The organism is Nonomuraea mesophila, from assembly GCF_004352805.1.
Taxonomy (GTDB): Bacteria; Actinomycetota; Actinomycetes; order Streptosporangiales; family Streptosporangiaceae; genus Nonomuraea; species Nonomuraea longispora.
The window spans coordinates 63,068-76,102 of the sequence record NZ_SMLD01000002.1; the positions used below are offsets into that span (position 1 = coordinate 63,068).

General features: G+C 71.7%; 10 protein-coding genes. 6 read left to right on the forward strand and 4 right to left on the reverse strand.

Going from position 1 to position 13,035, the window contains the following annotated elements:
- Positions 1 to 11: 11 nt before the first annotated feature.
- From E1295_RS01375 to E1295_RS01395, 5 genes are all read left to right on the forward strand, one after another.
- Positions 12 to 1,316, forward strand: a complete 1,305-nt coding sequence (locus E1295_RS01375) for an ABC transporter substrate-binding protein (RefSeq protein WP_132627788.1) — start codon at positions 12 to 14, stop codon at positions 1,314 to 1,316.
- Entirely contained in the window at positions 1,317 to 2,180 is an 864-nt protein-coding gene (locus tag E1295_RS01380; RefSeq protein ID WP_132627789.1) for a carbohydrate ABC transporter permease, read from the forward strand.
- Positions 2,177 to 2,998 carry a carbohydrate ABC transporter permease gene (locus tag E1295_RS01385; protein WP_246079766.1) on the forward strand — a complete coding sequence of 274 codons (822 nt, stop codon included), beginning with the start codon at positions 2,177 to 2,179 and terminating at the stop codon, positions 2,996 to 2,998. The genes E1295_RS01380 and E1295_RS01385 overlap by 4 nt, the downstream gene beginning before the upstream one ends.
- Positions 2,999 to 3,061: 63 nt before the next feature.
- The gene (locus E1295_RS50600; protein ID WP_246079767.1) at positions 3,062 to 3,589 is read left to right on the forward strand and encodes a DoxX family protein; all 528 of its coding nucleotides are present in this window, start codon (positions 3,062 to 3,064) and stop codon (positions 3,587 to 3,589) included.
- A 127-nt stretch (positions 3,590 to 3,716) separates the two neighbouring features.
- Complete coding sequence (locus E1295_RS01395) at positions 3,717 to 6,362, forward strand: cellulose binding domain-containing protein (protein WP_132627790.1); 2,646 nt, start codon at positions 3,717 to 3,719, stop codon at positions 6,360 to 6,362.
- 30 nt (positions 6,363 to 6,392) lie between these two features.
- On the opposite strand, the gene E1295_RS01400 is transcribed toward E1295_RS01395, so the two are convergent.
- Both E1295_RS01400 and sigJ read right to left on the reverse strand, forming a co-directional pair.
- Positions 6,393 to 7,508: an NAD(P)/FAD-dependent oxidoreductase gene (locus tag E1295_RS01400; RefSeq protein WP_132627791.1), complete on the reverse strand. Its 1,116-nt coding sequence runs from the start codon at positions 7,506 to 7,508 to the stop codon at positions 6,393 to 6,395.
- Positions 7,509 to 7,581: 73 nt separating this feature from the next.
- Positions 7,582 to 8,487 (reverse strand): RNA polymerase sigma factor SigJ, encoded by a 906-nt coding sequence (gene sigJ / locus E1295_RS01405; RefSeq protein WP_246079768.1) that lies wholly within the window; start codon positions 8,485 to 8,487, stop codon positions 7,582 to 7,584.
- Positions 8,488 to 8,659: 172 nt separating this feature from the next.
- On the opposite strand from sigJ, the gene E1295_RS01410 reads away from it, so the two are divergent.
- Positions 8,660 to 9,235 carry a DUF6506 family protein gene (locus E1295_RS01410; protein ID WP_132627792.1) on the forward strand — a complete coding sequence of 192 codons (576 nt, stop codon included), beginning with the start codon at positions 8,660 to 8,662 and terminating at the stop codon, positions 9,233 to 9,235.
- 12 nt (positions 9,236 to 9,247) lie between these two features.
- Here the strand turns inward: E1295_RS01410 and E1295_RS01415 are convergent, their stop codons facing one another.
- Together E1295_RS01415 and E1295_RS01420 are read right to left on the reverse strand one after the other, a co-directional pair.
- Entirely contained in the window at positions 9,248 to 10,252 is a 1,005-nt protein-coding gene (locus E1295_RS01415; RefSeq protein WP_132627793.1) for a LacI family DNA-binding transcriptional regulator, read from the reverse strand.
- Complete coding sequence (locus tag E1295_RS01420) at positions 10,249 to 13,017, reverse strand: glycoside hydrolase family 3 protein (RefSeq protein WP_132627858.1); 2,769 nt, start codon at positions 13,015 to 13,017, stop codon at positions 10,249 to 10,251. Before E1295_RS01420 ends, E1295_RS01415 begins: the two co-directional genes overlap by 4 nt.
- Between the last annotated feature and the right edge of the window lie 18 nt (positions 13,018 to 13,035).

The following is a 13,035-nucleotide window of genomic DNA, read 5'->3' on the forward strand; positions in this document are numbered from 1 at the left end:
CTGGAGAGATCATGATCAAGTGGAAAGGCGCCGCGGCGCTGGCCGCCGTGGTGCTGGCCCTGTCGGCGTGCGGCTCGGGCTCCGACGGCTCGCCGCCCGCGGACAGCGGCCAGCCGCGCGTGCTGCGCCTGTGGCACTACGAGTCGGCCGGCAGCGCCATGGGCAAGGCGTGGGCCGAGGCGATCAGGAAGTTCGAGGCGTCCCACCCGAACGTGACCGTCGAGTTCGAGGAGAAGAGCTTCGAGCAGATCCAGAAGACGGCGAGCATGGTGCTCAACTCCGACGAGGCGCCCGACCTCATGGAGTACAACAAGGGCAACGCCACCGCCGGCCTGCTGTCCAAGCAGGGCCTGCTCGCCGACCTGACGGAGGAGACCACCAGGCGCGGCTGGGACAAGCTGCTGACCGGCGGCCTGCAGACCACCGCGAGGTACGACGAGCGCGGCGTGATGGGCTCCGGCCAGTGGTACGGCATCCCCAACTACGGCGAGTTCGTGATGGTCTACTACAACAAGGACCTCTTCGACAAGCACCAGGTCGAGGTGCCGGAGACGTTCGAGGAGTTCACGGCCGCGCTCGACACGTTCGTCAAGGCCGGGGTGACGCCCATCGCGAACGCCGGCGCCGAATACCCGGCCCAGCAGATCCTCTACCAGCTCGCGCTCACCAAGGCGCAGAAACCGTGGCTGGAGGCGTTCCAGTCCTACAAGGGCAAGGTCGACTTCCACGGCCCCGAGTTCACCTACGGCGCCGACACGTTCGCCGACTGGGTGAAGAAGGGGTATCTCGCCGAGAACTCCTCCGGGCTCAAGGCCGAGGACATGGGCGTGGCGTTCATCAACGGCGAGTTCCCCATCATGATCAGCGGTAGCTGGTGGTACGGCCGCCTCGCCACGGAGATCAAGGATTTCGCGTGGGGCCACTTCCTCTTCCCCGGCGCCACCATGTCGCCCGGTTCGAGCGGGAACCTGTGGGTCGTGCCCGAGCGGTCGGAGAACAAGGACCTGGCCTACGACTTCATCGACATCACGATGAGCAAGGAGATCCAGAACCTGCTCGGCAACTCCGGCGGCGTGCCCGTGGCCGCCGACCCGGCCGCGATCACCGACGAGAAGAGCAAGGAGCTCATCGAGAGCTTCAACAAGCTGACCGCCGCCGACGGCCTGGCCTTCTATCCCGACTGGCCCGCGCCCGGCTACTACGACGTGCTCGTGGCCGGCGTCCAGAACCTCATCAACGGCAGCAGGACCACCGCCGAGGTGCTGGACGAGATCGCCGGACCGTACGAGGACAACCTCGCCGACCTCGGCTTCTAGATGAGGGGGCGTACGAGGGGGTACTGGCTCTACCTGGTCCCCAGCCTGCTGCTGTTCCTCGCCGTCATCGTCGTGCCGTTCCTGATGAACGTGGGCGCGAGCTTCACCCGCTGGTCGGGGGTGGGCACGCCGCGGTGGATCGGCCTGGAGAACTACACCAGGCTGCTCGGCGACGAGCGGTTCTGGGAGTCGTTCCAGCACAATGTGGGGCTGATCGTGGCGATGGCCGTCGTGCCGACCGCGTTCGGCCTCGTGCTGGCCGCCGTGTTGTTCGACTACATCGGCAGACGGTTCGGCGCGCGGACGGCCTCGGCGCTGCGGGCGGCGTACTACCTGCCGCAGGTGCTGCCGGTCGCCATCGCCGGCGTGGTGTGGGGCTGGATGCTGCACCCGTCGTACGGCGCGGTCAACCAGATCCTCGGGCTGGAGCTCGACTGGCTCGGCGACCCCGACCTGGCCCTGGCCACCGTCATGGCGGTCATGGTCTGGTTCCAGCTCGGCTATCCGGTGGTGATCTTCATGGCCGGGCTGCAGCGGACGGACCCGTCCTACCGCGAGGCGGCCGAGATCGACGGGGCCTCGTGGTGGCGTACGTTCTGGCACGTCACGATCCCGCAGATCCGGCCGGAGATCTTCGTGGTGCTGCTGACGTGCACGATCGCCGCGCTCAAGGTGTTCGGGCCGATCTTCGTGCTGACCCGCGGCGGGCCGGGCAACGCGACCATGGTCCCGTCGTACTTCTCGTACCTGAACTTTTTCCAGAAGAGCAACGTCGGGTACGGTTCCGCGATCGCCACGGTGCTGGCCCTCATCATCGTCGTGGTGACGTTCCTGTTCCTGCGCGTGCAGGAGCGTGAGCCGTGAGGGGGCCGGGGCGCTGGGCGGTGGTGTTCGCGCTGGCCGTGCTGGCGGTGGTGATGCTCTTCCCGTTCGCGATCGTGGCGATCAACGCGGTCAAGTCGCCGGCGGAGTACAGCTCGCAGGGGCCGCTGAGCCTGCCCGACGGGCTCTACTGGCAGGGCATCGTGGACTTCTGGAACCGGGTGGAGTTCGGCACGAAGCTCTGGAACAGCTTCGTCATCAGCGCGTCGGTGTCGGTGCTGGCCGTGGTGTTGTCGGTGCTCAACGCGTACGCGCTGGGCATCGGCAGGGTGAAGGGCCGGCTGTCGATCCTCGTGGTGTTCCTGGTGGCCAACACGCTGCCGCAGGAGTCGCTGGCCTACCCGCTCTACTACCTGGCCAAGGCGGTGGGCCTGTACGACACCCGGCTGTCGGTGATCATCGTCATGACGGCGATCCAGGCGGCGTTCGGCACGTACCTGCTGAGCGCGGTGCTGGGCCGGTTCCCGAAGGAGATCCTGGAGGCGGCGGCGATCGACGGCGCGGGCCGGCTGCGGTCGCTGGTGCGGATCGTGGTGCCGATCAGCCGGCCCACGCTCAGCGTGCTGCTGATCTTCTTCTTCATCTGGACCTGGAACGAGTTCTTCCTGCCGCTGATCCTGCTCATCTCGAACGACACCCAGACGGTGCCGGTCGCGCTGGGGGTCCTGCAGGGCGAGAGGTACATGGACGCGACGATGTCCAGCGCCTCGGCCCTGCTCGGCGTCGTCCCGGCGATCGCGTTCTTCCTCATCTTCCAGCGCACGCTGACCCGGGGGGTGACGGTCGGCGCCATCAAATGACCTTATTGGATAGCGCGATTATCCATCGTGTGGGATAGTGGTGCTATCCAAGAGGAGGCGCATATGACTGTGATCGTGTTGCTGGTCGCCACGCTGGTGTTCTGGCTGCTGGGGATGCTGAAGGTGCGGCGGTTCGCCACGTGGCGGGTCAGTGCCGCCCACGGGCTGGCCGTCATGCTGGTCATGACCGCCAGCGCCCACTTCGTGCCGGCGGGGGTGACCGTCATGCCGAACCATGCCGACATGGTGGCCATGGTGCCGCCGTTCGTGCCGTTCCCCGCGCTGATGGTCTACCTGACCGGCGTGCTGGAGCTGGCCGGGGCGGCCGGGCTCGTCCTCGCCCGCACCCGCGGCGCCGCGGGCGCCTGCCTGGCGCTGCTGTTCGTGGCGATGCTGCCGGCGAACATCCACGCCGCGCTGGCCGACGTGCCGTTCGCGGGCGGTGAGGCCTCGCCGCTGTGGCAGCGGATCCCCGAGCAGGTGCTCTATGTCGGGATCGCGCTCTGGGCCGCGGAACGTCCGGCGGCGCTGTGGGCGCGATTTAATTCGTCGTCCGTCCAAACTATTGACCGTGAGCGCGAGCGTGTGTGAGCCTTCTGATGAGCTCATGCGCGAAGGCGCGGCGACGGTCAGGGTCCTGCACTCTGCTCGTGCATGGCGGGTCATCTGACGCCTTCTGGGCGCCCTGCCGGCGCGCCCTGGAAAGGAAGAGCCGCGCATGCGAAGACGACTGCTCATCCTGCTCACGACCGCCGCCCTGCTGCTCGTGGCGGCGGTCGTACGGATGTCACCGGTGTCGGCCGTCGCCTCCGATCCGTACACGTACAAGAACGTCAGGATCGACGGCGGCGGGTTCGTCCCCGGCATCATCTTCAACCCGTCGGAGCGTGACCTCATCTACGCCCGCACCGACATAGGCGGGGCCTACCGCTGGAACCCGTCCACCCGAACATGGAAGCCCCTGCTCGACTGGGTGGGCTGGGACAAATGGGGCTACAACGGCGTGATCAGCCTGGCCACCGACCCGGTCGACACCGACCGCGTGTACGCCGCCGTCGGCATGTACACCAACAGCTGGGACCCGAACAACGGCGCCATCCTGCGCTCGACCGACAAGGGCGACAGCTGGCAGGTCACGGAGCTGCCGTTCAAGCTCGGCGGCAACATGCCCGGCCGCGGCATGGGCGAGGCGCTGGCCGTCGACCCCAACGACAACAGGGTGCTCCACTTCGGCGCCCCCAACGGCAACGGGTTGTGGCGCAGCACCGACCACGGCGCGACCTGGTCGGAGGTGACGAGCTTCCCCAACCCCGGTAACTACGCCCAGGACCCGAACGACCCCAACGGCTACCTCAGCCACGAGCCCGGCGTGCTCTGGGTCACCTACGACCCGCGCTCGTCCGCCGAGGGCAGCGCCACCAGGACCGTCTACGTGGGCGTCGCCGACAAGGACAACAGCGTCTACCGCACCACGGACGCCGGCGCCACCTGGCAGCGCGTGGCCGGCCAGCCCACCGGCTACCTGCCGCACAAGGGCGTGCTCGACCCGGAGAACGGCTACCTGTACATCGCCACGAGCGACACCGGCGGTCCGTACGACGGGGCCAAGGGCGACGTGTGGCGCCACACCACCGCGACCGGCGAGTGGACACGGATCAGCCCCGTGCCGTCCTCCAGCGAGGACGACTACTTCGGCTACAGCGGCCTGACCGTCGACCGGCAGAACCCGTCCACGATCATGGTCGCCACGCAGATCTCCTGGTGGCCGGACGTGATCTTCTTCCGGTCCACGGACTCCGGCGCCACGTGGACCCGCGTGTGGGACTGGACGTCGTACCCGGAGCGCAGCTTCCGCTACACGATGGACATCTCGGAGAACCCGTGGCTGACGTTCGGCGGCAATCCGCAGCCGCCCGAGACCGCGCCGAAGCTCGGCTGGATGACCGAGTCGCTGGAGATCGACCCGTTCGACTCCGACAGGATGATGTACGGCACCGGCGCCACCGTCTACGGCACCGAGAACCTCACCCGATGGGACACCGGCGGGCAGTTCACGATCGAACCCATGGCCGAAGGGCTGGAGGAGACCGCCGTGCTCGACCTGATCAGCCCGCCGAGCGGCGCGCCCCTGGTCAGCGGACTCGGTGACATCGCCGGTTTCCGCCACACCGACCTCGACGCGGTGCCGCCGATGATGTTCACCTCGCCCACGTTCACCTCCACCACCAGCCTCGACTACGCCGAGCAGAACCCGTCGGTCATGGTGCGGGCCGGCAACTTCACCGACGCCGACCGGCCGGACGACAGCCACGTCGCCTTCTCCACGGACGGCGGCGCCACCTGGTTCCAGGGCGGCGAGCCGGGCGGCGTCGACGAGGGCGGCACGGTCGCGGCGGCGGCCGACGGCTCCCGCTTCGTGTGGGCGCCCAAGGGGGTGGCGCCGGTCTTCTCGGCCGGCTACGGCAACTCCTGGCAACCCGCCTCCGGCCTGCCCACTGACGCGGTCGTCGAGTCCGACCGGGACGACCCGATGACGTTCTACGGCCTGAGCGGCGGCCGCCTCTACCGCAGCACCGACGGCGGCGCCACGTTCGGCGCGACCGCCGCGACCGGCCTGCCTGCCGGCGGTAAGTTCAAGGCGGTGCCGGGCCGCGAGGGCGACCTGTGGCTGGCCGGCGAGGGCGGCCTGTGGCACTCCACCGACGGCGGGACGTCCTTCTCCGCCCTGCCCGGCGTCACCGGGTCGGTGAACGTCGGCTTCGGCAAGGCCGCCCCCGGCGCGACGTACCCGGCGGTCTTCGCCGTGGCCACCCTCGACGGCGTCACCGGGCTGTACCGCTCGGACGACGCCGGGGCGAGCTGGCTCAGGATCAACGACGACGACCACCAGTGGGGCAACATGGGCGAGGCTCTCACCGGCGACCCGCGCGTGCACGGCCGCGTCTACCTCGGCACCAACGGCCGCGGCATCATCTACGGCGACCGCACGGGCCCACCCGTCACCGTCACCCCGACCGCCACGCCCACCGTCACGCCCACCGTCACGCCCACATCGGGTGCGGGCTGCGCGGCGACGTACGAGGTGGGCGACCAGTGGCCGGGCGGGTTCCAGGCGGAGGTGACGGTCACGAACACCGGCGCATCCGCGATCAACGGCTGGACCGTCAGCTGGGCATGGGCGGGTGACGAGCAGATCACCCAGCTCTGGAACGGCACCGTGACCCGGACGGGCGCCGGCGTGAGCGTCAGGAACGCCGCCTACAACGGCAACCTGTCACCGAACGGGACCGCGTCGTTCGGCTTCAACGGCGGCTCGGGCGCCACCCACACCCCACCCGCCACCCTCACCTGCACGCCGTCCTGACCCGAGCGGCCGGGCACGGGGGGCCGGCCGTCAGGCCCAGGGACGGTAGGGGCCGGGATGGCGCATGGCCTGGACGGTGCCGCGGACGATGCGCTCCTTGAACGCGGCGGAGGCCCGCCCGGTGAGCACGACGTCCAGCGGCCTGCCGTCGGCGCGGGTGAACTGGGTGACGCCGTCGCGGCGGCCCAGGCCGACGTTGCGCCAGACGTGGCGGAACCAGGCCGGCCCGGGCTCCCGCCCGGCCACCAGGTCGGCCACGGCGTCTCCCGTGCACAGGCCCATCGGCAGCCCGATCTGGCACGACATGCTCGACCGCTCGCCGGGCGGCGCCGCCGCGTCGCCGATGCCGAACACCTCGGGATGCGACACCGAACGCAGCGACCGGTCGACGACCATGCGGCCCGCCGCGTCGGTGCGCAACCCCGACGCGGCGGCCAGCGGGGAGACGCGGACCCCGCCCGCCCACACGACCGTCCGCGCGGGCACCTCGCCGCCGCTCTCCAGCAGGACGCCGTCGGGGCCGACCTTGGCGACGGGTTCGTGCTCGCGGACCACGACGCCCAGGCGGGCGAAGGCCCGGTGGACGTGGCGGCGGCCCCGTACGGACAGGTCAGGGCCGGCGGGGCCGGCGCAGAGCAGCTCGACCCGCAGCCCCGGGCGGGTCTCGGCGAGCTCGGCCGCCGTCTCGATCCCGGTGAGTCCGCCGCCCACCACGGTCACCGGCCCCGGCCCGGCCAGCCGGGCCCGCAACCGTACGGCGTCGCCCGCCGTCGCGATCGGGTACGCGTGCTCGCGCACCCCCGGCACGGTGTCCAGGTCGGCGGCGCTGCCGAGGGCGTAGACCAGCACGTCGTAGCTCAGCGTGTACGGCGGCCCGTCCAGCAGGACCGTCCGCGCATGAAGGTCGAGGCCGGTCACCCGGGCCACGACCAACTCGACGCCGGTGCCGCCGAGCAGCCCGGCCAGCGGCAGACCAGGCAGCCGCTGCCCGGCCGCGAGCTGATGCAGCCGCACCCGCTCCACGAACCGGCCGGCCGCGTTGACCAGCGTCACCCGGCCGCCCGTCGAACGCAGCCGGCGGGCGGCGCGTTTGGCCGCCCCCAGCCCCGCGTATCCGGCTCCCAGCACCACGATGTGGTTCGTCATGGTTCCTCCGATCGAGTCCCCACCTGAACCGGCGAGCCGGGCCGTTCGTGACACTTCCGGCCTGTGACGGTGCTCACATGAGCTGCGTGCCGGCGAAGGCGAGCTTGGCCGGGCTCAGGATGGTCCTGATCGCGCTGACCCGCCCGTCGGCGATCTCCACGGTGAAGATCGCCCACAGGTCGCCGCCGGCGTCGCGTACGACCACGGCGGGCTCGCCGTTGACCTCCACGATGTCCCACGCGATCCGGGCTGCCTCCCGCCGGTCGGCGAGCCCGCGCAGGTAACGCAGCACCTTCGCCCTCCCGAGCACCGGGCGGCGGGCGGCGGTCGCGGTGCCGCCGCCGTCAGCCCAGGCCACCACGTCGTCCGCGAGCAGCCGCTCCAGCTCCGCAACGTCGCCGCCGAGCGTCGCCCGCAGGAACCCCCGCACGATCCGGCGATGGTGCTCCCGGTCGCTCTCGAACCGCTTGCGCGGCTCGCCGACGTGCGCCCTGGCCCGGCGGTGCAGCTGGCGGGAATGCGCCTCGGTGATGCCGAGGATGCCCGCGACCTCCGCGTGGCCGTACCCGAACGCCTCCCGGAGCACGAACACCGCCCGCTCCACCGGGGTCAGCCGCTCCAGCAGGATGAGCACGCCCAGGGACACCGACTCGCGCTGCTCGACGGTCTCCAGCGGCCCGAGGGCGCCGTCGCCGGTCAGCACCGGCTCGGGCAGCCACGGCCCCACGTAGCTCTCCCGCCGCCGCCGCGCCGAGGCGAGCTGGCTGAGGCACAGATTGGTGACCACCCTGGTCAGCCAGGCCGCGGGCACCTCGACCGGCCCGGCCTGGCTCCATCGGACGTACGCCTCCTGCACCATGTCCTCGGCCTCGGCGGCCGAGCCGAGCAGGCGGTAGGCCAAGGCGAACAACCGCGGCCGCTGCTGCTCGAACACGGCCACGGGCGCCGGGAGCCGCTCCTCCGCGCCGGGAACCTCCACCCCCCGATGCTAGGACGTCGCCAGGACGCCCTTCCGCGCAGGACCGCCCGCTTTGCGGCACCTGCCCGGCCCCGTCGACGACCCCGGCCGCGAGTTCGGCGGGCCACCGCGGGGGTTGACCTCAACCTTGATCGAGGTTGCAGAGTAGATCGTGAGAGACAAGGAGAGCACCATGGCTGACGACAAAGTGATCATTTTCGAGGCGGGCAGCGCCGACCCGACGACCGACGTGCTGGTCATCGAGAACGCGAGCGGACGCACCCGCGTACGCGCCGTGGAGGAACCCGCCCAGATGCTGGAACTGGTGAGCGGCCTGGTGGCCGAGGGGGTGGACCAGATCGAGCTCTGCGGCGGGTTCGGTGCCCTCCCGCACGCCGACGCCGTCAGGGCCGTGGGCGGCAGGGTGCCCGTGGGCGCGATCTACTACGGTTTCGAGTCGCTGACCGCCATCGCGTCCTTCAAGGCGCGCTACGAAGCCGGTGAGGCGTTGTCGGACGCGTTCATCATCGTGCACGAGGGCGCGGACCCCGCGACCGACCGGGTCGTGCTCGACAAGGACGAGGGCGGCACCACCACCGTGGTCGGGGTGCCGGACACGGAGGCGGCCGCGGAACTGGCCGGGAAGATGGCGGCCGACCTGCAGCTCATCGAGCTCTACGGCACGCCGGGGCCGGACGCCGCCGAGCCGGTGATCCGCGCCGTGGAGGCCGCCGCCGTCCCCGTCGGCGTCATCGCCCACCGGCGCTGACCGGCGGCGGGCTCAGGTGCTGGCCCGTACGGCGAGTTGCGGGGTGAGCAGGGTGGACTCGGGCACCGCGCGGCCCTCCAGTTTGTCCATGACCAGGCGGACGGCCTCCCTGCCCACCTCCTCCGCCGGGATCAGGACCGAGGTCAGCGGCGGGCTCGCGCGCTCGGCCACGTCGTCGGGGCAGATCGCCACCACGGCCACGTCGTGCGGCACCCGCCGGTCCAGCTGGCGCAGCGCCGCGAGCACGTGCCCGACGGCGGCCTCGTTGTGCACGACCAGCCCCGACAGGCCGGGCTGGTCGAGCAGCAGGTCGCGCACGGTCTCGTACACCTCGTCGAACGTCTCCTCGCACGCCAGCGCCACCCCCTTGATGCCGTGGGCGTCCACCGCCTCCACGAACCCCTCGCGGGTGCGCCTGGCGAAGCCGGTGCCCCGCTCGTAGACCACGGACGGCGCTCCCAGCAGGGCGATCTCGTCGTGACCGCGCTCGGCCAGGTGCTCGACGCAGCGCGCGCCGGCCGCGGCGAAGTCGAGGTCCACGCACGTCAGGCCGGCCGGTTCGGCGGGGAAGCCGATGAGCACGCTCGGCTCGGCCAGCTCGCGCAGCAGCGGCACCCGGCGGTCGTCCAGCTCGACGTCCATGAGGACGAGCGCGTCCACCAGCGCGCTGGCCGCCACCCGCCGGATGCCGGCGGTGCCCTCGTCGGCCGTCAGCAGCAGGACGTCGTGGTCGAAACGGCGGGCGGCGGTCACGACCGCGCTGGCGAAGCGCATGAGGACGGGCACGTGCATGCCGGCCCGCAGCGGCAGCACCAGCGCGATCACGTTGGAGCGCCGGCTGGCCAGGGCACGGGCCCCGGCGTTCGGGTGGTAGCCGAGGGCGTTGATGCTGTCGAGCACCCGCCGCCTCGTGTCGGCCGAGATCGTCCGTTTGCCGCTGAGCACGTAGGAGACCGTGCTGACGGCCACGCCCGCGTGCTTGGCGACCTCGGAGATCGTGACCGCGCGCCCGCTCAAGCCCTGGCTCCGAAGTCGAGCCGAGACAGCCTCACACCGTCGTTCTCGAACACGACATAAAGATCGTGCACACCGTCCGCGTCCGCAAGGGGAGCCGTGACGGAGTGGTAGGTGTAGCGGCCGGTCCGCGGCACGGGGAGCGTGGCCAGGGCGGGGCCGTAGAGCGGGTCGTCACGGCGGATGGTGATCATGCCGCCCTCCGCGCTGCCGGCCGTCGCCACGCACGACACCCTGCCGGTCACATCGACCTGCCGGAACAGGATCCACGCGCCCTCCGCGTCGGACCTCACGGCGTCGCCGTCCTCCTTCGTCTCGTCCACGAACGTGATCGCGTCGTACTCGTCGTGGCAGGCCGCGCGCAGCGGGCCCGTCTGGGGCGGGATCGTCTCGCCCTCGACCTCGAAGGCGGCGCTCAGACGCAGGTCGGTGGCGCTGCGGCCGACCATGAGCCGGTGCGGCGCGCGCTCCACGACGAACCTGCCCCTCGTCACGTCCCAGAAGGCCAGCTCGGAGACGGGCAGCGCCAGGGCGACGGTCCGGCTCTCGCCGGGCGCGAGGCGTACCTTCTCGAAGCCGCGCAGGCGGCGCAGCGGCTGCTTGACGCGCGAGCGCCGCTGGTGGGTGTAGAACTGCACGACCTCGACGCCGGGCCGGGCGCCGGTGTTGGTGACCGTGACCTCGGCGCGCAGCGCGTCGCCGTCGAGGCGCACGTGCAGGCCGGCGTAGCCGAACGTGGTGTAGCTGAGTCCGTGCCCGAACGGGTGCAGCGGCGCCCCGCGGAAGTACTGGTAGGTGGCGTCGGAGGCGATGATGTCGTAGTCGAGCAGGTCGGGCAGCTCCTGCTCGGAGCGGTACCACGTCTGGGTGAGGCGGCCCTCCGGGTCGGCGTCGCCGAGGAGCACCTCGGCCAGGGCGTGGCCGTACTCCTGGCCGCCGTGGGCCGACCAGAGCACGGCGGGCACCCCGTCGTCGGTCCAGGTGAGCGGGTAGCCGCTGGTGACGACCATGACGGTACGCGGGTTCGCCGCGCGTACCGCCCGCACCACGGCGTCCTGGGCGGGGGCGAGCGCCAGGGTCATGCGGTCCTCGGTCTCCCGGCCGTTCACCAGGGGGTGGTCGCCGACCACGACGACGGCGACGTCCGCGCCGGCGGCGAGCCTCGCGGCCTGCTCCGCGCCGCTCCTGACGACGTCCATGGCCAGCCAGACCGCCTGGTCGGCGTCGTCGACCAGGCGCAGCACGCCGTCGGGGTCCGCGCCGACGTAGCAGCCGGTCGAGATGTGGCGCAGGGCGAGGGTGCCGCGCGGGCGCTCCTCCATGCGGAACGTCTGGCGCACCTCCCACCCGTTCGGCCCCGGCTGGTCGTTGACCAGCGTCCGGCCGTCCACCGACACGAACCGCCCGGTCGCCACGGCCCGCAGCGCGTAGGCGCCGCCGCCCCAGTCGAACAGGTCGAACCCGCCCGCCGCCGGCTCCGCGCCGCCCACGCCGAGCGGTCCTCCGGCGGGGTCGGCGGTGACGGGGCCGGCCTCGGCGGTCAGCCTCACCCGGTCCACGGCCTCGCAGAACACCGTCCGGCAGCGCTCGGCGAGCCCGGCCCGCGCGGTGACGGCGTAGGGGAGGGTGCCGCTGTACCAGTCCTCCATGAGCGCGTCGCCGAGCTGCCCGATCACCGCGACCGTGCCGGTCCCGTCGAGCGGGAGCAGGCCGTCGTTCCGCAGCAGCACGAACGAGCGCCGCGCCGCCTCCCTGGCCAGCGCCTGGTGCTCGGGGCTGTTGACCACGGTGCCGGTGATGCCGTCGTACGGCGTGGCGGGGTCGAACTCGCCGAGCCGGAACCGGATGGACAGCGCGTGACGTACGGCGGCGTCGACGTCCTCCTCGGTGAGCAGGCCGAGCCGCAGCGCCTCGCGCAGGTGCCCGAGCGTGGCCTCGGCGCGGTCGTCGTCCTGCGTGAAGCTGTCGATCCCGGCCTTGACCGCGTGCGCGTACGCCTCGGGCAGCGTGTCGTGGTAGCCCTGCAGCGTGGTGAGGTTGCCCGGCGCGTACGCGTCGCTGACCACCAGCAGATCGCCGGGCGCCCAGGCCCGCAGCACCTGCCCGATCAGCGGGCTGAGATGCGCGGGACGGCCGTTGACCAGGTTGTACGACGGCATGACGGCCACCGCGGCGCCCTGCTCCAGGGCGGGCCTGAAGGCGGGCAGCTCGTACTCGTGCAACACCCGGGGCGGCAGGCTGCTGGAGGTCGTGCAGCGGTCGGTCTCGTTGTTGTAGGCGAGGAAGTGTTTGAGCGTGGGGGCGGTCTTCAGCGTGTCGGGAGCGCTCCCACGCAGTCCGAGCGCGAACGCCGTGGCCGTGACGCCGGTGAGCCACGGGTCCTCCGAGTAGCCCTCCTCGTTCCGGCCCCACCGGGGGTCGCGCAGCGGGTTGACCACGGGGGCCCACACGTTGAGCCCGGCGCTGGCCGGGTCCTTGTGGTGGAAGGCCAGCACCTCGTCGGCGACGGCCTCGCCCACCCGGCGTACGAGGCCGGGGTCCCACGTCGAGGCCAGCCCGAGGGCCTGGGGGAACACGGTGGCGGGGCCGAGCCAGGCCAGGCCGTGCAGCGCCTCGGTGCCGGTGCGGAACGCGCCGACGCCCAGCCGTTCGACCGGGGCCTGGTACTGGTGGAGCAGGCCCGTCTTCTCCTCAAGGGTGAGCCTGCGCATCAGGTCGTCGATCCGGGCGGAGAGCGGTTGCGCTGGGTCGCGGAAGGGTTCTTGCATGGTCATCCCTCGGAGAGT